Source organism: Synechococcus sp. MIT S9503 (assembly GCF_047304175.1).
Classification (GTDB): domain Bacteria; phylum Cyanobacteriota; class Cyanobacteriia; order PCC-6307; family Cyanobiaceae; genus Synechococcus_C.
This window is the reverse complement of record NZ_CP138955.1, coordinates 2,340,539-2,365,346: the sequence shown is the minus strand read 5'-3', so window position 1 is coordinate 2,365,346 and position 24,808 is coordinate 2,340,539. Positions and strand designations below refer to the sequence as shown.

Sequence of the window (24,808 nt, the reverse complement as noted above, 5' to 3'; positions counted from 1 at the left end):
AACTTTCAGCCCATTGGCGATGAGAATCAGACGCCGTAGAACTCCCGGTACCAACACGCAAAGCAATCCACACCCTCTTCAATCGGCGTGCTGGGACGGAAGCCAACCCAATCCTCCAGAGCCTGAGTATCTGCAGCAGTGGCCACCACATCACCAGGCTGCATCGGCTGGAAATCCTTGATCGCTTCTTGTCCCAGCGCTTGCTCCATTACTTCAATAAAACGAAGCAGTTGAGTGGGCTGGCTGTTGCCGATATTGAACACTCGATGGGGGGCTGCGGCGGTTGCCGGGTCGGGCTGAAGCGGATCGAACTCGGGATTGGCGGTTGCTGGTTTGTCACAGCAGTGCAGCACCGCCTCAACAATGTCGTCGATGTAAGTGAAATCTCGCTGCATCTTGCCGTGGTTGAACACCTTGATCGGATCACCGGCGAGGATCGCCTTGGCGAACAGCATCGGCGCCATGTCCGGGCGGCCCCAGGGGCCATAGACGGTGAAAAAACGCAGTCCTGTTGCAGGCAGGCCATACAAATGGCTATAGGTATGAGCCATCAGCTCATTGGCTTTCTTGCTGGCGGCGTACAGGCTCACCGGATGATTGACCGGCTGCTGTTCATGGAACGGCAGGTTGCGGTTGCCGCCATACACCGAACTGCTGGAGGCATAAACAAGGTTTTCAACGCCGTGATGACGACATCCTTCGAGGATGTGGCCAAAACCCACCAGATTGCTCTGGATGTAGGCCGCTGGGTTCTCAAGCGAATAACGAACGCCCGCTTGCGCTGCCAGGTTGACCACCACCCTTGGTTGCGCAGCCTCAAACAGAGCCAACAGCGCTTCACCATCCTCCAGCGCTAGCTGTTCAAACCGCCAGGCATCTGCAGGAGCTGCTTTCTCAATCTGTGCAAGGCGCGCACGTTTGAGCTGGGGGTCGTAGTAGCTATTGAGGTTGTCGATGCCAACGACCCGCTCGCCGCGTTCCAACAAACGCAGGCTGAGGGCTGCACCGATGAAGCCAGCAGCGCCGGTGACCAAAACAGGGCGTGTCACGGCTGGCCTTCACCCACACGCCAGAGGTTCAGACCAGCGGCCTGAACTTCAGCAGGTTCGACCACCGATCTTGCATCGAAGACCCAGGCAGGTTGACGCATCAATGGAGCCAGTGCCGACCAATCAAGTTCTCGATATTGAGTCCACTCCGTGAGGATGATTACGGCATCAGCGCCCTTGAGCGCAGAGGCGATGTCGTCACTGGGCCACCAGGTGCCCTCACCACTCAGTGCCGCCCTCGTAGGTCCGGATTCAGAATCGGGCGCTGTACTGGCGGGCAAGTTCAGATCACGGGCGATTTGCTCCGAGTCAACCTTGGGATCATGGATGGCAAGCTGAGCACCCTCTTCCAATAGGTCCTTGGCAATGCGGATTGCCGGGGCTTCGCGGGTGTCGTTGGTGTCGGCCTTGAAGGCGAAACCAAGAACGGCCAGGCGTTTGCCTGTGACGGTGCCGAACAGTTTCTGCACCACCATGCGAGCAATGCGGTGCTGCTGCCAGCTATTCAGCTCTACCACTGATTCCCAATAGTTGGCCACATCTGGCAGCCCGAAATGCCTACTGAGATAGACAAGATTGAGGATGTCTTTCTGAAAGCAACTACCCCCGAAGCCCGGACCTGCCTGAAGAAATTTCGAACCAATGCGGGTGTCGCTGCCAATCGCCCGAGCCACCTCGCGCACATCAGCACCAGTAGCTTCACAGATGGCAGCAACCGAATTGATCGAACTGATCCTCTGGGCCAGAAAAGCGTTGGCCGTCAACTTAGATAGCTCACTGCTCCAAAGATTGGTGCGCAGAATGCGCTCTTGAGGAACCCAATGGCCATACACCGATGCCAAAGCATCAATGGCCTCAGGATGTTCACCACCGATCAGCACCCTGTCCGGCGATTCAAGATCAGAGATTGCAGTGCCTTCCGCCAAAAACTCAGGATTGGACAGCACCGCGAAACTGCAATGGGCACCTTCAGAGGATTGCTCCGCAGCAGAGAGAATGGCCTTGACCGCTTCAGCGGTGCGCACCGGCAAGGTGCTCTTCTCAACAACGATTGTGTGGCCCGTTGCCGATTGAGCCACCTGGCGGGCACAAGCTTCCACCCAGCGCAGATCGCTGGCCTGGCCAGCACCAAGGCCTTTGGTTTTGGTTGGTGTGTTCACCGAGATGAACACCATGTCTGCTGCGACAATCGCCTCATCCACACCGGTGGAGAAAAAAAGGTTGCGGCCTCGCGCACGCCCAACCACGGCATCCAAGCCTGGCTCGTACACCGGCAGCATGGTCAAATCACTGTTATTCCAGGCATCAATCCGGGCTTGATTGATATCAACAACAGTGACTTGAACGTCTGGACAGCGATCGGCGATGACCGCCATAGTAGGTCCGCCCACGTAGCCGGCACCGATGCAACAGATCGAGCGAATTGAAGCAACAGGCATCCAGTGGTGGGGCTAGGCGGGTGGTAATTGGAAGGTTATCGCTGATTCTTAGGGGCGAAACGGTCCTAGGTGGTGGTCTTTAAGACGGCCACCACCACATCCAGATCATTCAGCGCCAGACGATGCTCCTCGGCTACAACCTGCAAGGGCTTAAGACGCACTTAGCCTGCTTCTGCTTGCGCACAAGAGCTCATTGAATAAGGATCAGGATCGATAGAGAGTTTGGTTCCCGCAACACTTGCGTAAATAGCTAGTGAGATATCCCTACGGACTTTCAGCCTCTCCCTGCACTACCCAGCACTAAAGTTTTGAATTGTCCAGAGCGGTCGTCAACCAGCAGGTGTGGTGCTGCTGAGCAGTTTCGGGCTTAGTCAGTTGATGCCATTGCTTCTCGCCCTGGCCGGTGGCATCAGCACGGCTATTCCCCAATGGAGTGCCCGCCAACTTCTATCTCCAGGCCTATGCGGACATCCCCTGGCTGGGCATGCTGCATGGTGAACAAGTTCTGTGGCTGCAACTCGACCATGTTTATTCCTGCAGCTGGTTTCAGGGCAGTCCACTGGCTGGGGCTGTCTCTGATTCTCTGCAGCTGGCGACGGCAGTGGCCCTCCCTGATGGCTGCACGCCGGTAGATCGATTACCGCACCCTGCGCCAGCTCAGCAAGCTTAGCATCACTGAAACCCGAATCTGCCCAGACACCACCTTCATCCCACGTCTCTCCCTCGGTTACGCCTGGGATCTCGGTGAAACCGATCGCTCCCTCACCGCGCGCTTAAATTCCGCTCCGAAAGGGTCCTTCTACGTTGACAGCACCCCCGCTCCCTCCTCGTGGTTCAACTTCGAACTTGGCCTTGATGTCGCCATCAATGACCGTTTCTCCGTCTACCTCAATGGCCGCGAGCAGCTCTCACCCTCCAGTAGCCAATCCATCAACTACGGCGGTGGCTTCCGCTGGTACCTCTAACCAACAAGGTTCACAGCGAAGAGCAAATCCGAACAGGCTGAAGGGAAAAACTTACTGGGAGAATCAAAATAAAAGCGTTGGTATACCAAAGCCGCATACGCCGATAAGCCCACAACTTGCCAACTAATAAGTCTCCCCGTCAGCAGGCAGCGGCCATGCTGAAATAGCAACGCGCAACATTAAATATTTGAGCCTGTCTAGCGCTCGCAAAAGCATCATCCTCGCCGGCGGCAGTGGCTCAAGGCTGCATCCGATCACCCAGGCGGTGAGCAAACAGCTGCTGCCGGTATACGACAAGCCGATGATTTATTACCCGCTCAGCACCCTGATGCTGGCGGGGATCCGCGAGGTGCTGGTCATCACCACCCCCCACGACAAGGAGACGTTTCAGCGCTTGCTTGGCGATGGCAGCCGCTGGGGCATGACGATCCAGTACGCCGTGCAACCGAACCCGGACGGATTGGCTCAGGCGTTTCTGATTGGTGCCGACTTCCTGGCGGGCCACCCCGCCGCTCTCGTACTGGGAGACAACCTCTTCCATGGGCACGATCTGGTGCCACAGCTGGTGAACAGCAACGCGCAAGCACAAGGGGCGACGGTGTTTGCCTATCCCGTCAGCGACCCCGAGCGTTATGGAGTGGCCGAGTTCGATGCTGAAGGTCGCGTGCTGAGCCTGGAAGAAAAACCCCACCAGCCCAAAAGCCACTATGCCGTGACGGGGTTGTACTTCTATGACGACAGCGTCGTGGATCGCGCCCGCGAGGTGAAACCTTCCGCTCGTGGAGAGCTTGAAATCACAGATCTCAATCAGATGTACCTGGACGAAGGGCTGCTGCGGGTGGAGCTGATGGGCCGAGGTATGGCTTGGCTCGACACCGGCACCTGCGACTCCCTCAACGATGCCGGCAGCTACATCCGCACGCTGGAAAATCGCCAGGGGCTGAAAGTGGGCTGCCCGGAGGAAGTGGCATGGCGCCAGGGCTGGATCACAGCGGACCAGCTGAATCAGCTGGCTCAACCCCTCAAGAAGAGCGGCTACGGCACCTATCTCCTGCAAATGCTCGAGGAGAGCGTGAGCGATCACGCAGCCCTGCAAACAAGCCTGAAGGTCCGCAGTGCGGCTTAAAGAACTGACAACACTTTCCGGGGCAGTGATGCAGGGCCCGCTGCTGATCACACCCCAAGCCTTTGGCGATGACCGCGGCTGGCTCTTCGAAAGCTGGAACCAGCGAAAGTTTGATGACGCCGTCGGCGAATCTGTGCTGTTTTCCCAGGACAACCACTCGCGCTCGATCCAAGGGGTGTTGCGGGGACTGCACTACCAGCTCGCACCGGAACCCCAGGCCAAGCTGGTACGTGCCACAGTCGGGGCGATTTACGACGTCGCCGTCGACATCCGAAGCAACTCACCAACCTTTGGCGCCTGGGTCGGAGCCGAACTGAGTGCCGAGAACAAATGCCAGCTTTGGATTCCTGAGGGCTTCGCCCACGGCTTTCTCACCCTCAGCGATTTTGCGGAGGTGCAATACAAGGCGCGAGGGTTTTGGAACAAATCCTGTGAACGGGCCATCGTCTGGAATGATCCAGATCTGGCCATTGCTTGGCCCATCTACCGGATACAAGGCGCAGAGGTGAGCCTCTCAGGCAAAGATGCCGAAGCAGCAGGGTTCAAAGCCGCTGAGGGTGCTGGAGACGTTTTCCCATGAAGGTACTGCTCACCGGAGCTAGCGGTCAGCTGGGCCAAGCTCTGATCGCTTCCGCCCCTAAGGGAATCGAGCTGGTAGCCACCAGCCGTCAGCAGCTTGACCTTGCTGACGCTGAAGCCTGCCGCGGCGCCGTGGAACAGCACCAACCCGCCTGGGTACTCAACGCAGGTGCTTACACAGCGGTGGACAAGGCCGAGTCCGAGCCCGAGCTAGCCCACGCCGTGAATGCCGGGGCACCGGAGGCCTTTGCCCGTGCTCTTGCTCAACAAGGGGGACGCCTACTCCAGATCAGCACCGACTACGTCTTCAACGGAACCCAGGGCACGCCGTATCAACCCGAGCAGGCCCGCGACCCTCTCGGTGTTTACGGCGCCAGCAAAGCTGCTGGTGAAACAGCTGTCCAAACAATTTTTGGCGCAGGAGGCCGGGGCCTGGTCCTGCGCACCAGCTGGGTGATCGGGCCCGTTGGCAAGAACTTTGCCCTCACCATGCTCCGACTCCACAGCGAACGTGATCAACTGAGCGTTGTCGCCGACCAAGTTGGCTGTCCCACCAGCACCCTCAACCTTGCTCAAGCATGTTGGCAAACACTTCAGATCGCTGGTGACCGCGAGTTGCCAGCTGTCATGCACTGGAGTGATGCCGGCGCCGCCAGCTGGTACGACGTGGCAGTTGCAGTAGGCCGGATCGGGGCTGAATTAGGACTCATCAGCACACCCGCAGAGGTTCATCCGATTACAACAGCGGACTACCCCACATCTGCAGAACGACCCGCATATGCCCTCCTGGACTGCACCACCACCCGAGCAGCCCTGGACCTCAATGGCGAGCACTGGCTGAAAGCCCTAAGAGATGTGTTGCAGCAAGCCAAAGCGCCATGAAGGGCCACTGAGTTCAACGCCCCAACCCCAAACAAAGCCCCACCCCACGCTCTCACCAATGGTTTCGTCCATGCCTTCCGCCTCCGTCCTGCTGGGAGGTCGCCGCAGAGTTCTGGTAACCGGAGGTGCCGGCTTCATTGGCGGCGCCGTCGTGCGCAGGCTACTGCGGGAGACCAAAGTCACCATCTTCAATCTCGACAAGATGGGCTATGCCAGCGACCTGTCCTCGATTGAGGAAGTGCTGAGCGAGCTGGGCGAAGCGGCGAACGATCGGCACAGGCTTCAGGAGGTGGATCTGACCGATGAAGCCGCCGTTGAGGCTGCGGTGCAGAACGCCGACCCGGATCTGGTATTGCATCTGGCGGCGGAAAGCCACGTCGATCGTTCGATCGCCGGGCCCGAGGCGTTTATCAGCAGCAACGTAACCGGCACCCTTCACCTTCTCCAGGCGGTACGGGCCCACTGGGAGCAGCTCACTGGGGAACGCCAGGCGAACTTTCGGATGCATCACATCAGCACAGATGAAGTGTTCGGCTCGCTCGGCCCAGAGGGACGATTCTTAGAAACCACGCCCTATGATCCACGCAGCCCTTACTCCGCCAGCAAGGCAGCGAGCGATCATCTGGTGAATGCCTGGCATCACACCTACGGCCTGCCGGTGGTGCTGACCAACTGCAGCAACAATTACGGCCCCTGGCAGTTCCCCGAAAAACTGATCCCGGTGGTGATCCTCAAGGCCGCCGCTGGAAAAGCGATCCCGGTATACGGCGATGGGCTGAATGTGCGCGACTGGCTGCATGTGGAGGACCACGTGGATGCCTTGCTGCTGGCAGCGTGCCAAGGCGAGCTGGGTCGCAGCTACTGCGTAGGCGGCTTCGGCCAGCGCACTAATAAGGAAATCGTAGAGCTCATCTGCAACCAACTTGATCGAGCACAACCCAAAGGATTTCGCCACGCCCAACTAATCCAACTGGTCAGCGATCGCCCGGGTCACGACCGCCGCTACGCGATCGATCCAAGCCGCATTCAAAGCGAACTGGGTTGGCAGCCTCGCCACAGCCTGGAGGTGGGCTTAGCAGAGACAGTGTCGTGGTACATGACGCAGCGGGACTGGTGCCGCAAGGTACAAACTGTCAAGACTGGGTAAGCCTGAAACAAACTGCTGCACTTTTTGAATGAATTAGTCGGATGTGCTTGGGGTGGTCGAGTTGGTTCTGTAGCTGGACAAGAGCGCATCGATTTTGGAGTTGCGTTGTCGAACTACTCACGATCGACAACAGGTCGCCAGTTGAGCATCTTCAACAGGCGCCGGAACCAAGGCAGCGAAAAGGAATTGCCCACCGATGGCCTGCTAAGTGCGATCACCCTCGCCGAAGCTGCCGAGCCACTGGCTGTGGACGTGAAGAGCAGGGAAGCTCTCAGCGATGCTCTGGTGAAACGGCTCCAGCGCCGCAGCCAAACTCTCTGAACACGAGATCACAGCAGTCCAGCTATGCAAGCCGCTTAACTGCTGGAACTGCGCAGCGAAACTTAGGCAGAAGCACTGTTTAATCAATGCGAGGAAAACAAAGGAAAACGGAACGATTCACTGGCATGAAAATTAATTTCTTATTGATCAGAACGAAACCTGCTTGGCAAGCAAAATCGGCTCACCCACACCTGTAAACATACCAAGATTTCGAATCAGAACCAACTTTCCCTTTAGAGGTGCTTACACCCGCAAGCTCTTTTAATTTTGCGACCAAGAGATGATTGCGAGGGGGAAGAGCAGGAAAAAATAAATTTTCAGTGACATCACATAGCCCATCCCATCCATCCTCGTTCTTTAAAGCCTTACTAGATACGACCGCACTCAATTTCCTATCACCCAAGTAACGAAGTGAATTCCGCATAACCTCTTCTTCAACATCAGGCCTTACCAATGCACGCCTTTTAGAAAAGTAGGGAAACGCAGAACTCCAATCATCTCCAAATACAATAATTGCAGAATCAGGATCAGTCTGTTCTTTAATGTATCGCCCTATATCAAGCTTTGGACTGTCGTAACGAGCAAGGTAAGGAGCATAGAAAAAACTAAACGCTGACAAATCCCACACTAAGTAGAGAGAAACCACTAACGTAGGCAATGATCTAACAATTCGACCAGCAGATTCAACCCCTGAGACAATCTCGACAGAGGCAGCTACTGCCATTAAAAAATAAACTTGAGCAGCAGCCTGGTAATAATCGTGAACGATATGTAAATTCGCAAAAATAATAATGGGAAGCACAGAAAGACTAATTGTGAGCGCCAAAAACTGCTTCTTTTTCCCCGACGAGTTACTCCAGGAATTGAAAAGTATAAGCAAAGCAGGGACAAATGGCAGAACGCCAACAATATTCCCCGCAAAAACTTTACCCCATAACAAATGACTAAATCGTTGACCCAAAGAGCCAAAATTCCACTGGCGCAATGCTGAGGACGTAATATCAACACCAAAAGGATTTAAACTCTTCAATTCATTGGCATGGTTCGTCCAAAAATATAATGCAAGAAAGGCAAGTGCCATCACAAAATAGGAGATTATGATCGAGAATTTGTTGCCCGTTTTCTCCCTGCCAAAGAGAGCGGGCAAACCGACAAGACCCATTACCAAAAGGCCTGGAAGAGCGGTCGTCGCCTTTACAAGCAAACCAAGCATCAAAGAAACTAGGAACAAAAGAGCTCTTACCCAAAAGCCAACGTCAGCAAATTTTTGATTATCTTTAATCTTAAAGAAATACGACAAGCTCAGCAACGTGAAGAAGGAAGCCGCGCCCTCAATCATGAATGATCTATTCCAATACAAATACAAAGGCGACAAGAAATATAAGATTAAGAAAACTTTTTGAGAAATTGCTTTGAATCCAAAATGACGAAATAGATCTAGCGCTGGCCATATACAAGCAATCCCAAAGATAATATTTATCAGCCTCCCCGACAAAGAAAGCTCCAAACCGGAGAAGCGGGAAATGGCAGCAACTAAGAGTTGGTAAAAGGGAAATTCAAAAGGGATACTCCAAGGAGCCCCTAAAACTGGGGTTTCGTAATTAAAAAATTTGCGTAAATCAAACTCCAAAAAAAAAGTTGTCAATGCTGTCTGAGTTTGCCGAAATTCATGCCGATCAATCAAAGGCTGATTAATGGATGCAAACCAAACAAGAAGAGCAACTGCAATGGATAAAATAACAAGGAAATTAAGCCATCTATCCCTCAACATTGAACTTTCCATAAGGAATCATTAAAAACATAGTACTTGCAAAAACCACGAGCCAAATCGTGAAAATCCGGCGCAGGATTGCAATGCTCAGAGCCAGGGATGTGGGAATGCCAGCCTGATGGAGGAGCAAAGTCGTGGCGGCTTCATTCACGCCCAGTCCTCCTGGCAGGAGCGAGGCCATACCGGCGGTACCTGAGAGCAGATAGATGCTGATAGCGGCACCGGCGCTGATGGTGGCGGTCGGGCTGATCGCCTGAACCAGCAGCCAAAGAATCATCGCTTCTGCAGCCCAGAGGCCCAAACTCAAGCCACTAGCGGGCAGGCAGGCACGGTAAAGGCGGGCGCTGGGGAGGTAATGACGCCAGCGGGAGCGACGGGACCAGAGCAAACGGCCCAGCGCTGCGACCAGCAGCAGCATGAGACTGCCAAGCCCCAGAGCGGTTGCTGAAGACCATCCTCCGATGCGCTCCTGAAGCTGCCCTGGGACCAAAAGCACCAGCCAAATCAGCACGGCGACAGCATCACAGAGCCGTTCCGCCAGGAAGGCATGCAGCAGAGGTGCGCGTGGGTAGCCCAGATGCTGATGGAGCTGCTGCACCCGGGTGAGTTCACCGAGTTTGCCAGGGGTGGCGGTTAGGGCAAAGCCCTGAAACCACACCAGAATTTCCCGGCGGCTGGTGTGGCCGATGCCTTGCGCTTGGAGCAGCCAACGAAAGCGTGCAAAGCGGCCGGCGTAACTGAGCACCAGCAGAGCAACAATCGCGGGCATCCAGGCCGGCCACCCTTCGAGGCCGCTACGCAGGGTGGCCTGGGTGGCGGGATCCAGCTGCAGAAGCCCGGCAAGGGCTGAGACCAGCAGCACCCCGGCAGCCAGGCCAAACCAACGGTTCACAGCGGGCGCTGCCAGGTAGGGGCAGGCCTCGGCGCCGAAGTCGCGCCAGTGGGGGTGTGCAGCGATCTGCAGCAGTTCTCGGTCGCCGCGGCTGTCGCCGTAGGCATGCAGCTCGACGCTGTGGGGCGGCTCCCCGAGCCATTGCTCCAGCCGCCGCAACTTCTCGCCCCCTTTGCAATTCGGCGAACGCAGCTCGATGGCATTTCCGCTGCAGGGGTTGCTGGTCTCGGTGGCAATCAGCTCAACGTTCAGCCGCTCGGCGATAGGCTGTAGCAGGCAGCGGGGTGAGGCCGACACGATCACCAGCCGATGCCCCTGCTGGCGATGCCACACAAGGCGAGTCAGTGCCTGGGGTCGCAACTGTCGCCAGAGGGCATTCGCCAGGCTGTTCTCTAGCAAGGCAATGCACTGTTCCTCTGAGCGTTGCTGCATCGCTGGGGTGAGAAGCTGTTGGAGCACGCGCTGTTTGAACCAGGCTGTGCTGCGCTGGCCGCTCTTCCAGAGCAGCAGAGCTGGCAGCAGCACCAGGCCATCGATCAGTTGACCCCAGGGGGAGCGCACCAGCCGGTGCAGGATCAGCAGCGTGTCGCCCGCGAGCAGGGTGCCATCGAAATCGAAGGCAGCCACTGGCCTGGATGCGATAGCTACGGGGATGGCTCCACTCATCAGCGCTGCCGGAAGGAGATGTATTTGTGGCCGAAGTAGCTGCTTAGCACTGGCACTGCCACACCGATGCCATGGGCGATCAGATCGCACAACACCACAATCCCGAAGAGGGGTAGCAGCCAGTTGCGCAGGCCCACGCTCACCAGCCAGGTTTGCAGTACGGCGAATAGGTTCACCAGGGCGAATGCGGCGAAGGAGCGGCGCACGCTGGTGTTGCTCTGGAGAAACACAAACTTGCGGGCCAGACCGTAGGCCGTAAGCATGCCCACCCCATAGGCCAGAAGCACTGCCAGCTCAAAGCGCAGCATTTGTGAGAAGCCCACCCGGCTCAGGACATTCACCAGGGCGGCCACACCGCCTGTGATGAGGAACAGCAAAAACTCCCGACGGGGCGAATGCACGGAAGTGGACTTGGTTGTCATTGCCTTCTAGTGCGTAGCTCCCGAATGACCTTCTTGGCCAGCTCGCGCCCGTAGCCCACGCTTTCGGATATGCCTCGATCTTCCGGGTAGTACACGGTGGTGTCGACCGTGGTGATGCCGGGTAGGGGGTGCAATGGCGGCAGACTCTTCTGGAAGCGCGTGCCGCACACGGGCTGTGCATACCGATAGCGGCTCCCGTGGGCTGCCAGCACATCGCTCTCGCTGAGATCCGAATTGATGGCTTGGAGGCAGGCGATCGAATCGGCAATGAAGGCATCATCCGGGCGTTGGTAATCCGGGTGGCTCGCCGGCATGTAGTAGGGCACGTAGGTGATATGACCCTCGAGCGGCCTCAGATTGGAGAACTCGATGATGCCTGGGATACCGAAGCGCTCATCATTGATGTTGGTCCAGAAGTTACCGGTGATCGGCTGGCGGGTTTGCAGCACCACGCAGGCACACGCCACTGACACCTGGTTGGCGTAGCGCTGGACCAGGGCGGGATCGGCCCCGCCGGCTTGGAGCATCGGAGCCACCAGCGGCAGCGGCACCGTGGAGATGACCGCATCGAAGTGGTGCTCACCAGTTGGGGTGCGCACCACAACCCCCTGACCAGGGCCTTCGGAGCGAATCGCCTCCACCGGACTGGAGAGCTGGATCTCACAGCCGAGCTCTCGCAGGCGCTGCTCGAGGGCATCGATCCAGCGCTGGGAGCCGCCCTCCAAGTAGCCGAGGGTTTCCTTCAGCCAGCGGCGCGATTGCCCGAGCCGGCGGATCCGGCTCCAGATCCAGGCGGCCGAGAGGCTGTCGCTGTGCTCGTAGAACTTGTAGGCAAACAGCTTCTGCCAGAGCAGGGCATAACCCTTGACGCCCAGCCAGGTTTTCAGCCAGTCGGTAGCGCGCATGCCATCGAGGTGCTGCCAGTTGCGCAAGCTGAGGCAGCGTGCAGCGTGCAGCAAATAGCGGAGTCGGGTGAGCATCGGCAGCCGGCGAAAGCTGAGCACTGAACCAGCGCTGCCCCAGGGGTAAAGCCGCCCATCCATGAAAAAGCCCATGGAGGTTTGCTTCCAGCGCAGCTGATCCGCCAGGCCCAGCTCTTCGAGCAGCGCAAAGAAAGCGTGGTCGCTCAGACAGTGAAAATGGTAGTAGCGCTCGAGAGTTTGGCCAGCGAATTGGAAGCTGGCGGCCATGCCACCAAGGCGATCATCCGCTTCCAATAGCACGGGCTTGGCGCCTTCTAGTGCCAGTTGGTAGGCCACCGCCAGGCCCATGGGGCCGCCGCCCACTACCGCAATTATTGGCGCCATCAGAAAGGAATCACCACCTGGGAATAGCGAGGATCCTGATAGGTGATCCGCAGGGCATCGGCCAGGTCGGTGGGCTGCACAGAGAAGATGCCAGGCCAATCGATCACCTCGAATTCGTCGCCGGCGGTGAGGGCGGTGAGCTGGGAGCGGGTGAAAGCCGGCTGACGGCTGATCAGCGCCCAGAGCTGCAGCAAGCAGCCAAACAGCGGAATGGGCAGGTGGATGATCCAAGGGCGGGCCTGCACGGCCTTGCGCAATTGGCGCATCAGGCTGATGTAGCTCACCTGCTCCAGGCCGGTGATGTCGTAGCTGCCGCTCAGGTCCGGCCGCTCGAGGCAGCTCTGGATCACCTGGCAGAAATCACCCACATAGAGCGGCTGTCGGATGAAGCGGCCGCTGCCTGGGATCGGGAACACAGGCAACTTCTGCATGAAGCGTGCAAGCCAGCCCAGATGTTTGCGATCAAACCAACCAAACATCAAGGTAGGGCGGAGGATCACCACCCTCGGCCAGCTGCGTTGCACCAACTGCTCCTGAGCGCGTTTGGTGGTGGTGTAGAGATCGGTGGCCACCGAGTTCACCACCGAGCTGCTGATGTGCACCAGCTGGTGGATGTCATTGCGCTTCAGCTGCTCAAGCACCACCTCAGTGGTGCGAATATTGTTGAGTTCGAATTGCGATGGATCGGTGTTGCCGATCTCGGCCTGGAGCATCACGCAGGCATCGCAGTCCGCCAGGGATTGGGGCCAGCTCACGCCGCTTGTGCAGGTGAGGTCTTCGCAGAGAAACTCCACGGCTGGAAATAGCTGGCGGCCGGCTTCCACGGCGTCGCGTTTCTTGTCCACAACCAGCAGCTGCCAGTCGGGATGGTGTTGCTGGAGCAGGGCGATCAGGTTCAGCCCCACCAGGCCAGCACCTCCGGGAAGAAACACTTGCATCAGAGCTTCACGCGTTGAGCCAGATCGGAGCTGAACACGCCGCGGGGATCGAGCAGCGCCCGCTGCTGGCGCCACTCATGCAAGCGTGGATAGCTGCGCTCAAGCATGGTTGCAGATTGGCGAGAATCTTTTGCCAGATAAAGGCGCCCGCCCGCTTCGGCCACCTTTTCATCCAGTTGATCGAGCAGCGCGAACAGGCCCGGCACTGCGGCCGACACGTCAGCGGCCAGCGTCCAGCCCGGCATCGGGAAGGAGAGTGGCCCGGGGTTGCCAGGCCCGAAGCGCTTGAGCACGGTGAGGAAGCTGGGGGCACCGATCTGGCGAAGGGCTTCAAGGGTGGTGCGCACCAGATGGGCGGCGGTATCCGGCACGGCGAATTGGTATTGCAGGAAGCCGGCCGGGCCGTAGATGCGGTTCCAGTTGCTCACCCCATCAAGGGGATGAAAGTAGGGGCTGATCGCCTGCAGTTCGCCCTCGCGCTGCTTGGGGGCCTTCCGGTACCAGGCTTCGTTGAAGGCCCGCACCGTCCAGGTATTTAGCAGGCCGCCCGGCAGGAGCGATGGGGCACCGGCGAGGGCTTTGGGGTCGTAGTGGAGGGGGTCAACGCCCCCCACCTCTGCGGCCTGGGCATGGTCACCGCAGGTGAGCACACCGCGACCGGCCAAATTGAGACTGTCAACCCAGGCCACGCTGTAGCGGGTCCGGGCATCGGCCTCAACCATCGCTGCCATCAGGGCGTCGAGGTCGCGGAAGCGAGTGGTGTCGACGCTGATCATCGAACTGCTGATGGGGATCAGGCGGAAGCAGGCTTCCACGATCACACCGGTGAGCCCCATACCGCCAGCTGTGGCCCAGAAAGCTTCGGCTGTAGCTGGATCGCTGGGGCTGAGCTGACGTAGCTGGCCGCTGCCATCCACCAGCTTCAGCCATTGCACGTGACTGGCAAAGCTGCCTTCCCCGTGGTGGTTTTTCCCGTGCACATCGGCAGCGATGGCACCGCCGATGGTGACGTTACGGGTGCCGGGGGTGACGGGCAGGAAGAACCCCGCAGGCACAGAAACTCGCAACACCTCATCAAGGCTGGCGCCCGCTCCACATGTTGCGTAGCCGGTAGCAGCGTCGAGCTGAATGTGATCAAACCCCGTGAGCTCGAACACAGTGCCTTCAGCGCATTGTGCAGGATTGCCGTAGGAACGGCCGAGTCCTCTGACAATCAGGCTGGCAGGCTCTGCCGCAGCCAAAACACTCTGAATCTGTTCAAGCGACCTGGGTTGATAGATCTGTGCGGTGCTGGGATCAGTTCGGCCCCAGCCGGTGAGGGTCTTCATCATGGAATTAGAGCTTGGCTGCAAAGCGGGCCGGAAGACGGCGCACCAGTGCCATCAACGGTGCCCACCACCAGGGAATAGTTTCAATGCCACGACGGAAGGGTTTGCGCAACAGATCGCGGGCGATCTGCTCGGGCTTGGCGCAGAGTATCGGTGGTGCTTGGCCGTCGGTCATCGGACTGGCGATGAAGCCGGCCTTGAGGATGCGCACAGCGAAGGGGGTGTCGTGGCAGCGAAGCAGCAGGCCTTCGCAAAAGCGCAACAGGCCGGCTTTGGCAGCGCCGTAATGATAGTTAGAGGGCCGACCGCGATCGGCGGCAACTGAGGAAAACACCCAAAGTGCTCCTGGCTGATTGATTCTTTCGGGCGACACGATCGCTGTGAGCCATGGGATCAATCCGGTGAAGTTGGCCTGTGTAATCGCCTGGGCTTCAGCGGCATCGGTACGCGCACGTTGGGCATCGCCGAGGCTTCCAGCCGCAACTAGGTAGAGGTCGAACAATTCATAAAGCTGGGGTTGCGGGGGCTGCGGTTCCAGGAGATCAATGGCTTCACAGCTGACATAAGCACCAAAACGTTCGCGGAGCTCAACGGCCAGGTGATCATTGCGATTCGTATTGCGAGCTAAAAGGTGAAAGCGACGGCACCCTTTCTCTGCCAAGGAAATACACAAAGATTTTGCAACCGTACTGGTACCACCTAGCACCCATACAGAAGAAAAAGTCACGGCAGAACACCACTCCCGTTTAAATAATTAACACATACAACTGTTACCAGCCATCCAGTCAACGTCAGCTGAATACCGGGATCGTTTATGAGAATCTCTTCAGGCTTCTCCGAGGCAATTCCATAGCTCTTACTAACTCGACGCTCGTTTTCTTCAGGATCGCTAAGAAGTTGATATCTAAATATGCCTACGAGCACAAAAGGCGTACTCAACAACATCCAACTAGTCTCGGCACCCCTCAATGCTGGCCCAGCGCTCCATAGTGCATATGCCATAAAACTAGAGCTAGCGACAATTGACTCTAATCTCAGCAACAATGGCAAAGAGTATCGCAATAGAACTTTTCGGGTAACGACTCCGCGATCAATAACTGTTCGGAGCTCAGCCTTGCGTTTTTCGACAGCTAGAAACAGAGCAAGCAAACCAACAGTCAACAAGAACCAAGGAGACCAAGATTCAGGGGCTGCCGCAGCAAGTCCAGCAATTGCTCTCAAAAGAAACCCAGATGCTATACAAAATAAATCCAAGAGAGGCTTCCGCTTGAGATAAAAGCAATAAAAAATCTGAATTACAATATAAACAATGAAAACGGAAACTACAACCAGATTCAAAGAATAAGCAAGAAACAGACCTAAGGCAATCCAGAGAAATGAAAGCGTCAAAGCAAGTTGAAGAGAGACCTGCCCTGAAGCAATCGGCCTAAAACGCTTACGCGGGTGGGCACGGTCAGCCTCCCTGTCAACTACATCATTAATTAAATATATAGCACTAGATACAAAGCAGAATCCAAGGAAAGCGACCAAGCAATGCCACCAAAGAGACAAAGACTGATGTTTGCTGAAGATTGCAGCAGCAAACACAAGTAGATTCTTGGTCCATTGACTAACCCTACTAGCCTTTAATAACAACTGAACTTCCATGACCCAACATAAAAGATAAAAAACAATGAGCCCAGAACAAAACCAGACCCGCGCAAGACATTAAATTAAGGCCACTTAATTTAACACAAAACGAGGAGACTCGAAACAGGAATAGAATTAATTAACCAAAAGAACGTAGACAGGTCCAAAGCATAGGGCTGCAACGAGAACTCAAAAAGATAACATTTTAAAATAGAACAAATTCAATAAAGCTTAAACTCTCAATATTTAAACTGCTTGACAGCAGGCGCGCTAGAGTGAAGAGAAAAAGAAAAAGCAGGTAAGACTAAAAATATTGAATAAACAAATAGCCTGGACATTAGAATTTCAGAGCCATAAGAAACAAAAAACAAGCTTATCGATACCATTAAGAAATCAGTCTTAACCACAAAACTATTTTTAAAAATTCTCAGACAAGAATAAAATATTATTAAAGATAAGAAAACACCGAAAGCACCAGCCTCAATTAAAGGTTGAACAAAACCAGAGTGAGCACCCCAACCAGTAATCAACTCGGGAGCCTTGAAACCAATTCCTGTGAAAAAATGAAAACTCTGAAACTGATCGAGCAAGTAAGCCCATTTTTCAGCCCTACTACCCAAAGAATATTGCAAATCAACGCCAACATAATTATACAAATAGTTTGTTACCGTGAAAAGAGCCACAAAGAAAATACAAAATATAGTAGATGCTATTAAAAAAACAAGAAATCTTCTGAAAGACTTTGTAAACTTGCCACTCACAAGCCACATCAAATAAGAGACCAATGCATAGACGTTTAGAAGTAACAATGGCTTGGAGAAACAGGTGATAGACGAAAATTGAATAACAAACAACTGAAGAGCCGTAATAAAGTGTGGTTTCTCAGTTCGCATCCATAACAAAGAAACTATAAGAAGTGAAAAAGTATAAACAGAAGGATCCATAGTGGAGGAACCTAAATTCCTATTAACAATAGCAAAAGGCAAGACTATATTAGCAGGAAATACGTGCAATTCGAATGGAAGTAAATTGAAAACATCAAGCAAGGCAATTGCGGAGGAAAAGAAAAAAATATTGAGAATCTTAAATCTAATTTTATAAACTTCCTTCGCCTCCAAAGCTTGAATACCTGAAATAAATCGAAGCCCAAGAAAAATAGGGGCTAAAATCAACGAAGGGTATATAACTGCTTTAAGAAAAGAGTCATTGTCGAGTTGATTTATCAAAAAAGAACCAGAAGTAGAAAGATAAAACAACAATGCCGCGAAACTATAAACCACATATATAACGTAGGTCGATGAAATGAGTCTAAATTTAGAAGGAAGAGTGAAAGTCAGTCCAAAAATAAGTCCGTCAATAACAACAATTAACGCCAAAGAAAATGCATAGTAATTGGATGGAAGAAACAAGCAAGTAGAAAGGGCCAGTAGAGGCAAAAACTCTGGATTAATTTTAAATTTCATCTATACATAGCGTGGCACTTACCTTCTCGCTAAAGCTTTTATACGAAAAAATAAAAGCCTGATTAAGAATATTTTCGCAAAGAGTTAAATAACTAGACTCATCTAATGATGCAAGTTTAGAAATAGACATGGCTAGAGCTTTTTTATCGCCAGGTGGATAACAATAAGATTTTAAGCAATCTGGTAGATATTCATATTGTCCTCCAATATTAGTAGTAATGACTGGGACCCCTAAAGACACAGCTTCAATCAAGGTCATAGGACATGCTTCACACGCAATAGAAGGTAAAACCAAACAAAATACTTCGTCTCTGAGGACAGATAGCACATCGCTAACAAACCCCCTAAAAGAAACTGAGTGCAGGCTCAGTTCAATAGAATGTCGCTGAAGCACCTCTAAATAATTTCCTTTGCCATAAATTCTGTGAGAAAGACGGGGCGCAACACTGTCGTGGAATTTGTCGATAAGAGGAATTGCATCTAGGTAATTTTGTATACCCTTCCACTTAAGCAAATTTGACATTGTAGCAAAGCATTTGTCTTGAAATTTTAGATTAATTGTATCGTGTAAAAGCGTAACCTTACTAGACGAGGAGGGATTTGGTATAACTATGGAGGTATTGGTAATAGATGATGCCTTTGAAACAGAGATCTCTTGAGCCCCGGTAATTCTCATTATTAACAATAGCAAATTATTCATAAGGCCTTTTTTCGCTACATTATGAGAATGATAATAAATCCTAGGGCGAAATATTGTTAATATGATTGATAAGAACAAAGGGCTTTTCGCGGATATGTAAACTGCAAGCTTATCCCTATCCCTAGTCCTAGCCCAAAGAAGGGAATAGGAAATAAGCAAAACAACAGAGTTGACAACAAAAAAAAGTGGGTACGAAATAGCCTCAAAAAGATATACCGAATTAGAAGACCTTACGCTAGAAGGCTTTATTTGAAAAAGATTTACAAAAAGACGCCTATAATGAACATTGGGTATCTGACAGGCAGATTTTGAGAACTCAGTCTCAAGATGAAATGGGTTGTAAAAGTCAAAAATATATATTTGATTGCAAGAATCAAGACGAGAAGACTGAATAACATTAATAATATTTAATGTAACTCTTTGACCTCCACCAAAACCACTCTTAGATGAATCTTCGAGAATTAAAAACTTTGTCATTAGTTTATCAGGAAATATAGTCAGGTGTTGAATATATTACTAATATTGGAATCAAAATTTTTCTTAGTGAAGACTCGAGATCTATTGAGGCAATTACGGGAAAATTTATGCCATAATTGTGGATCAAGAAGCTTATTAATGTAGTTAAAGTGAGATTCAAATTTAATTTGAGGTGTAAAGCCCGTAACACCATTAATGTTGACCCAAGAAACACCTGATCCTTCAATATTATAAGATAAGACTGGCGTTCCGCATGAAAATGCTTCACATTGAACAATACCAAATGCTTCTGCTTTTCTTGTCGAACTTAAGATAAAAATTCTGGAATTACAGAGAAGATGGTATTTAATACTATCTGAAACTAGGCCGTAAAAAGTAATGACTTTATCTGGACCACAAAGTTTTCGAGCATACTCTCGGAAATAAGTTAAATCACGACCTGATCCAGCGATCGCCAATGTACGAGCATTAGATAATATAAAGTCATCAATAAGAAGCTTAATATTCTTATATGATTCGACCCTGCCGACGTAGATACAATCATATTTCCGCTGTTCATAAGATCTAATTTCTGGTTGCCAAGGTGGGTCACAGAAAAGAGGAACAGTAGCTATCTTCCTACAATATTTTCCTATAGAGGATGACTCTTTGGCTAGCTTTGGGGAAGTACAGATTATTCGATATGATTTACTGAGACACAACTTTTCCAAGTGAGACAACAAAAAACTGAATATTCCACTTCTACCATGATCAGCATGCCAAAAAACAATGAGCTTTGTATTATTAGTAGTCGCAAAAAGAAACGATACTAAGGCGAAATAAGGGTCTGGAAAATGTACAATTACATGAGAAGAATGACGGAGCTGCTTGATAAAGTCGAAAAGTTTAAAGCTCGGGAAAGGAAGCTTAAGTTTAAACAAATCAAATGACAGCAAAGAGCATTCGTTCAAATCCTTAATGATTGATGATTGATCTATGCTGCATAAAGAATACGTAGTCCCCTTACAAGGAGATACTATTTGCAAATGTATTTCCCTGGCAACAATTTCAATACCACCTTTATTTCGCAAAGGATGTCTAACTAATTGAATAATTTTGGATGACATAATTTTAATAATTAATCCTCACTTGGTATAAAATTCTATTTAACAGGTAAAGCAAAAATGGTTGTCGGTGGAAATACAATGATTGTTGGAATGCCTCTCGAGCATTAGAAAAATAGTTTGATAGTCGCAAGGGTAAGCGAAGAACAATTTTCAGCAAACTAGACTTAGTATGCCCGCACACATTATTACTATGTTGCCTATACATAACAAGAGGTTGGCTTAAATAAATAATTAACGAGTCGCAGTATAATGCGCTTTGTAATATCCACCAATCATGCATAACTATGTTATCTCTCAACTTAATTTGCTTCAAAAGGATTGCATTAAATGCCATAGCACAACCTGGAATAGGATTACCATAGAGCACAGAATTTTTATTAATTCGATTTTTTTGATTATTTATAAGAATATTGTGCGAGGGGGCCATACATTTGAGGTAGTCATCAACAATGGACAAGTCTGAATGAATTAATATAGGTTTATTTTTGTCATTCAATAAATAAGCGTCCACCATCAATGTTAATTTTTGATCGTACCATATGTCATCCTGGTCGCAGAAAAGAAAGAGCTCCGCATCAGGGTTAACATTGCTAAGTAAATGAATAAAGTTTTTCTTTGCACTTCTGAATACCTGAGAATCCTTCAAGATAAATATCTGATTCGGATACTTAGCCTGGTAAGCATCAATTATTTCTTGGGTTTTATCTGTGCTCCCATCATCATGAATAGTGGCTATCCAGTTGGAATAATTTTGATTTACAATTGAATTTAGTTGTTCAGCCAAATAAAGCTGGCCATTGTGTGTTGCCAATAGTATCTGAACCAAAGGCAGAAAAGTTGAATCTTTCTTCGTCAAGAATTAAAAACCTACAAGGTGTGATAAAGATCGTGAATCAAATGGGCATTTCGGTTTGAAGTAAAATTCTTACAGGCATGATTATATGCTGCAATTCTCAATGCATTTTGAAGTTTTTTATTTTTGCAAAGGGATAATATTTTTGAGGCTAATTGAGTATGATTTCCATACTCGTATGTCATGCCGTGCATCATATTTATCATAATTTCAGATGTAGCACCTGAAGATGCTCCTATCACGTTAACATTGGAGAGGAAAGCTTCTACTGTCACACGTCCAAAAGCTTCACTTCGAGAACACATCAATAATATATCATATTCTCTAAGAAGTGTATGTACGTCATTTCTTGGTCCATAGATCAACACTTTTTCAGGCATATTGTTATCGTTGATAAACTTGTTGAGAGTATCTAAGTAGTATTTATCTATCGGTCCAATGATAGAAAGATGAAAATCATGTTCTTTAGATTTAGACAGCATCTGAACAGCCTTTACTGCGTCGAAATGTCCTTTAGATTCAGTCACTCGACCTAGAATTGCTAACTTTACTGGCGATGAAAAAGACTTTGTTGAAACATAACCTGAATCAAATTTTTTATCAATACCGTTGTAAATAGTAATTAAGCTTTTATGTGCAATGTACTGAGACAAATAATCTTTAATGGAATTAGAAATACATATGACTGAATCAGAGCACCTTTCAACATATTCAAAATACTTTCTTTTGTGGTGAAATTTCAGGCCATGATCAAGATCGACAAATTCACGAGCATGCCAAATATGTGGTAAATTCATCAGTTGTGCTAATACAGCACCAGCGTCAATAACTAATGAGTTGCTGTGGATAATATTTGGCTTAAAATTAAAAACTCTTGGAACAAGAAAAAGAATAGATAAATAGGATAAGAAGCGTAAAATATAATTTTTAATCTTTGAACTACGTCCACCTGAGTAAACAGACCAACAATATTTATGTACTATAAAATTTACAGATTCTTTCTTTAGAATCCGAACAAGCTCGCAAGACATGCATGGAAAAACAACAAGTGTCTCAACTTCTAGATTACGTAATGCAATGACCAAGGCAATCAGCGAGTGTGTTGCTCCGCCGAGCTTAGATTCATGATTAAGAAGAAGTACTTTCATTAATACCAACAAATACCTAGAGTTTGCAACAAGCCACTACTTCTCAGAAAGTAATAATGCTGAATTACTATTGATAAAAAGTGATCTAGATTGTGAAAGATTCATCAAAAAGAATAAGTCGTAAAAAGTCAAAATTGATGTCAAAGATATTCAGTATACGTTTTAAATGTAAAAAACAAGACGAAATACACTGAGCGATATATTATAGCCGTCAAATACAAGAAATAGGGAGGGAAGCAGATCATGAAAGGGCACCGAGTTATGGACAAACTAGAAATATATTTTAATTCACCAAGAGGGTGGCTTGCTGAATTAAGAATATTACCCAAAGTGTTATCAGAAAAATAGAAGATATATTGGCGCAAACATCCTAAATACAATCATACAGGCTTTATTTATATATTTATTAGATTCACTAAAATTTAAATCCTTGTAAATTACAGAGTACAAAGAATGGCTAAACTTGGCCAATTTGTAGGATTTTGAGATATTTAATATAGGAGAAATTTTTACATATGAAACCCCATATCCTACCTTCGAGAGCTTTTTATATCCAAATGATACCATAATTTGATGCCAGCTAAAACGAAGATGATAATTTTGAGGCAGATGGCATTTGATTACTGGATAAAAACAGTTGGCTATTAAAAAAATGCCGTCAACTTTTAAATTTTCGGATAATTTTGCTAGTAGAGCGATGGGATCAAAGACATGCTCAAAAACATCAGTTGCACATAGAAAATCATAGTCGCCACTAAGGCTATCTTTAAAGCTTAGATTTGGTATTAATTTGGCCCTTTCAAGTGCAAGTTTGGTTGGAAATGGTTCAATGCATTCAACATTAGTGGAAGGTAGTTTAGTGGCTACTTTCATAGATAACATGCCTAGTCCACCACCTACATCAGCAAAGCGTAAAGGCATAAAGCTAGCTATATATTCACAGTATAAGGCCTTAATTATTTTGCTAGATTCAAGATTTTCATGCATCAAGCCATTTAATAGCCAAACTGGATGTGAATAGAAGGAATGAATTTTTTCGTCGTTTATCGTAGAATTACAACCTAAATCATCCCACACTGCATCAAGTAATTTACGGCATTGAGTAACATTTGGAAAGCCAGCATAGTTAGTTAAATGATCTTGTAAATATGAAATTTGCCGATCATCTAAAGAGTTTTTGGGTTGTTGATTGAAAAGTTCTTCGAATGAAGTCATATTCACTGATTTATTATTCATCAAGAATTAAGCCTTGGAGGAGAAAAAGGAAGTAGAAGAGAATGGAAGTAGAAGAGAAAGGAAGTACCCTTTTGTTTTGCTAGTATAGACCCCTACGATATACACACTGGCTATATATGCTATTGATGTAGAAACAGCAGCACCATATATATTATACCTTGGGATCAGGACTAGATTAAGAGCTATATTTATAGCAGCGCCAAGGGCTGCTCTCTTTATCATGATATCAGTATGACCATTTACATTTAACCATACGCCAGAGGCACCTCCTACGATCATTGCAAAAATGGTGGGAAAAAAGAAATAAATAACTTTTGATGCAGGTGAATACTCATCACCGTAAAGAAGCATAATCAGGCTTGGCATGAATACAATACCTATTACTGCAAGAAAACTCCCCATCAACCAAGCAAGTCTATTATAATAAACAACATTTTGAATATACTCTTTCTTGCTTATTCCCTCTGGGCTCAATTTACTAGCGAAAGTATTGAAGAGTACTGGCCCAAATATGCATAATCGTTCAATTGATGAAATTGAAGTAGTGTAATACGCTAGGTATGAAAACCCTGAAATCCATTGAATCATTAGTTGATCAATTTTTGTATACAGTGATATCGTCAGACCAACTAATATCAATGGCTTGGAGCATTTAAACAATGAGAGAATAATTTCTCTACTTAAAGGGCGCAAAAGATCCTTGAGACTAGTTTCACTGCAAATACATAGCAATGCAATAAATCTATAGGACGCATTCAATATTTGCATGACAACAAAAGCATAAATTGGCATGCTAGTATATACTGCAAACAATACAAAGCACAGATTTAAGAGTACTCCTAGGAATTCAACTTTGGCAATTAATCGCCCCTGGTGTTGATTGAAAAGTACTACTTCTATTGCTTCAAAACTTAGAAAGATATTCCATATGCATGCCAAAAAATAAAGAAGCAATACCTCATTACTTTCAAATATCATTATTAATGGAGCGAACGCAAGCGGCACTAACGTTCTCCCGACTATTTCTAATATAAGAGCACTTTGTATATACTTTTTTCGGTTTATATTTTTGCATAAAGCTGCCGTTAATCCACCTTTTATTCCCAGCGAAGAAATCGGAGATAAAATTCCTATTACAGATAATACGAAGAAAAGCTTTCCGAGTTTTTCGGATCCTAGATACCTGGCAACCAAACTGGCAACAAAAATAGAAATTAAAGAACCAAAAATCTTAACAATGGCTTGAGCAAAAAGCGAGTTTTTTAAAGTGTTATCCGAAAATTTACTTAAATAAATCACATTTTAGAGATGCAGTGATACTGATTGCACTATTAAAAGCAAATGAAGTGATTATCTTGCATTAA

At 49.5% G+C, this 24,808-nt stretch carries 24 protein-coding genes; 7 read left to right on the top strand and 17 right to left on the bottom strand.

Features of this window, described 5'->3' with window-relative positions; translation table 11 throughout:
• Positions 1-26: 26 nt before the first annotated feature.
• Entirely contained in the window at positions 27-1,049 is a 1,023-nt protein-coding gene (locus SIB56_RS12680) for an NAD-dependent epimerase (RefSeq protein WP_413324275.1), read from the bottom strand.
• On the bottom strand, positions 1,046-2,488 hold the full coding sequence (locus SIB56_RS12675; protein ID WP_413324274.1) for a nucleotide sugar dehydrogenase: 1,443 nt from the start codon (positions 2,486-2,488) through the stop codon (positions 1,046-1,048). The genes SIB56_RS12680 and SIB56_RS12675 overlap by 4 nt, the downstream gene beginning before the upstream one ends.
• A gap of 403 nt (positions 2,489-2,891) precedes the next feature.
• On the opposite strand from SIB56_RS12675, the gene SIB56_RS12670 reads away from it, so the two are divergent.
• From SIB56_RS12670 to SIB56_RS12640, 7 genes are all read left to right on the top strand, one after another.
• Positions 2,892-3,158, top strand: coding sequence for a hypothetical protein (locus tag SIB56_RS12670; RefSeq protein WP_413324273.1), 267 nt, complete (start codon positions 2,892-2,894; stop codon positions 3,156-3,158).
• Complete coding sequence (locus tag SIB56_RS12665) at positions 3,121-3,453, top strand: autotransporter domain-containing protein (RefSeq protein WP_413327392.1); 333 nt, start codon at positions 3,121-3,123, stop codon at positions 3,451-3,453. The genes SIB56_RS12670 and SIB56_RS12665 overlap by 38 nt, the downstream gene beginning before the upstream one ends.
• 187 nt (positions 3,454-3,640) lie before the next feature.
• Complete coding sequence (gene rfbA, locus SIB56_RS12660) at positions 3,641-4,579, top strand: glucose-1-phosphate thymidylyltransferase RfbA (RefSeq protein WP_413324272.1); 939 nt, start codon at positions 3,641-3,643, stop codon at positions 4,577-4,579.
• A 28-nt stretch (positions 4,580-4,607) separates the two neighbouring features.
• Positions 4,608-5,159, top strand: coding sequence for a dTDP-4-dehydrorhamnose 3,5-epimerase (gene rfbC, locus SIB56_RS12655; protein ID WP_413324271.1), 552 nt, complete (start codon positions 4,608-4,610; stop codon positions 5,157-5,159).
• A complete protein-coding gene (rfbD, locus tag SIB56_RS12650) occupies positions 5,156-6,040 on the top strand; it encodes a dTDP-4-dehydrorhamnose reductase (protein WP_413324270.1) in 885 nt (294 codons plus the stop codon). Before rfbC ends, rfbD begins: the two co-directional genes overlap by 4 nt.
• A gap of 58 nt (positions 6,041-6,098) precedes the next feature.
• Entirely contained in the window at positions 6,099-7,187 is a 1,089-nt protein-coding gene (gene rfbB / locus SIB56_RS12645; RefSeq protein ID WP_413324269.1) for a dTDP-glucose 4,6-dehydratase, read from the top strand.
• A 141-nt stretch (positions 7,188-7,328) separates the two neighbouring features.
• Positions 7,329-7,508, top strand: coding sequence for a hypothetical protein (locus SIB56_RS12640; RefSeq protein ID WP_413324268.1), 180 nt, complete (start codon positions 7,329-7,331; stop codon positions 7,506-7,508).
• A gap of 181 nt (positions 7,509-7,689) precedes the next feature.
• Here SIB56_RS12640 and SIB56_RS12635 read toward each other — a convergent pair whose 3' ends face one another.
• The 15 genes from SIB56_RS12635 to SIB56_RS12565 form a co-directional block, all read right to left on the bottom strand.
• Positions 7,690-9,291 carry a hypothetical protein gene (locus SIB56_RS12635; RefSeq protein ID WP_413324267.1) on the bottom strand — a complete coding sequence of 534 codons (1,602 nt, stop codon included), beginning with the start codon at positions 9,289-9,291 and terminating at the stop codon, positions 7,690-7,692.
• Positions 9,266-10,837 carry an HAD-IB family hydrolase gene (locus tag SIB56_RS12630; RefSeq protein WP_413324266.1) on the bottom strand — a complete coding sequence of 524 codons (1,572 nt, stop codon included), beginning with the start codon at positions 10,835-10,837 and terminating at the stop codon, positions 9,266-9,268. The genes SIB56_RS12635 and SIB56_RS12630 overlap by 26 nt, the downstream gene beginning before the upstream one ends.
• A complete protein-coding gene (locus SIB56_RS12625) occupies positions 10,837-11,238 on the bottom strand; it encodes a GtrA family protein (protein ID WP_413324265.1) in 402 nt (133 codons plus the stop codon). The genes SIB56_RS12630 and SIB56_RS12625 overlap by 1 nt, the downstream gene beginning before the upstream one ends.
• A 17-nt stretch (positions 11,239-11,255) precedes the next feature.
• Positions 11,256-12,566, bottom strand: a complete 1,311-nt coding sequence (locus SIB56_RS12620; protein ID WP_413324264.1) for an NAD(P)/FAD-dependent oxidoreductase — start codon at positions 12,564-12,566, stop codon at positions 11,256-11,258.
• Positions 12,566-13,504 carry an NAD-dependent epimerase/dehydratase family protein gene (locus SIB56_RS12615; RefSeq protein ID WP_413324263.1) on the bottom strand — a complete coding sequence of 313 codons (939 nt, stop codon included), beginning with the start codon at positions 13,502-13,504 and terminating at the stop codon, positions 12,566-12,568. The genes SIB56_RS12620 and SIB56_RS12615 overlap by 1 nt, the downstream gene beginning before the upstream one ends.
• On the bottom strand, positions 13,504-14,835 hold the full coding sequence (locus SIB56_RS12610) for an FAD-binding protein (RefSeq protein ID WP_413324262.1): 1,332 nt from the start codon (positions 14,833-14,835) through the stop codon (positions 13,504-13,506). The genes SIB56_RS12615 and SIB56_RS12610 overlap by 1 nt, the downstream gene beginning before the upstream one ends.
• A 4-nt stretch (positions 14,836-14,839) precedes the next feature.
• Positions 14,840-15,538: an SDR family NAD(P)-dependent oxidoreductase gene (locus tag SIB56_RS12605; protein WP_413327390.1), complete on the bottom strand. Its 699-nt coding sequence runs from the start codon at positions 15,536-15,538 to the stop codon at positions 14,840-14,842.
• Between the two features lie 17 nt (positions 15,539-15,555).
• Positions 15,556-16,479, bottom strand: coding sequence for a decaprenyl-phosphate phosphoribosyltransferase (locus SIB56_RS12600; protein WP_413324261.1), 924 nt, complete (start codon positions 16,477-16,479; stop codon positions 15,556-15,558).
• Between the two features lie 221 nt (positions 16,480-16,700).
• Entirely contained in the window at positions 16,701-17,924 is a 1,224-nt protein-coding gene (locus SIB56_RS12595) for a hypothetical protein (protein ID WP_413324260.1), read from the bottom strand.
• Positions 17,914-19,101 carry a glycosyltransferase gene (locus tag SIB56_RS12590; RefSeq protein ID WP_413324259.1) on the bottom strand — a complete coding sequence of 396 codons (1,188 nt, stop codon included), beginning with the start codon at positions 19,099-19,101 and terminating at the stop codon, positions 17,914-17,916. Before SIB56_RS12590 ends, SIB56_RS12595 begins: the two co-directional genes overlap by 11 nt.
• 20 nt (positions 19,102-19,121) lie before the next feature.
• Positions 19,122-20,207, bottom strand: a complete 1,086-nt coding sequence (locus tag SIB56_RS12585) for a glycosyltransferase (protein ID WP_413324258.1) — start codon at positions 20,205-20,207, stop codon at positions 19,122-19,124.
• Between the two features lie 4 nt (positions 20,208-20,211).
• Entirely contained in the window at positions 20,212-21,063 is an 852-nt protein-coding gene (locus SIB56_RS12580) for a glycosyltransferase (RefSeq protein ID WP_413324257.1), read from the bottom strand.
• A gap of 11 nt (positions 21,064-21,074) precedes the next feature.
• Entirely contained in the window at positions 21,075-22,208 is a 1,134-nt protein-coding gene (locus SIB56_RS12575; protein WP_413324256.1) for a glycosyltransferase family 4 protein, read from the bottom strand.
• A gap of 336 nt (positions 22,209-22,544) precedes the next feature.
• Positions 22,545-23,423, bottom strand: coding sequence for a class I SAM-dependent methyltransferase (locus SIB56_RS12570; RefSeq protein WP_413324255.1), 879 nt, complete (start codon positions 23,421-23,423; stop codon positions 22,545-22,547).
• A 27-nt stretch (positions 23,424-23,450) separates the two neighbouring features.
• Positions 23,451-24,743, bottom strand: coding sequence for an oligosaccharide flippase family protein (locus SIB56_RS12565; protein WP_413324254.1), 1,293 nt, complete (start codon positions 24,741-24,743; stop codon positions 23,451-23,453).
• Positions 24,744-24,808: the final 65 nt, after the last annotated feature.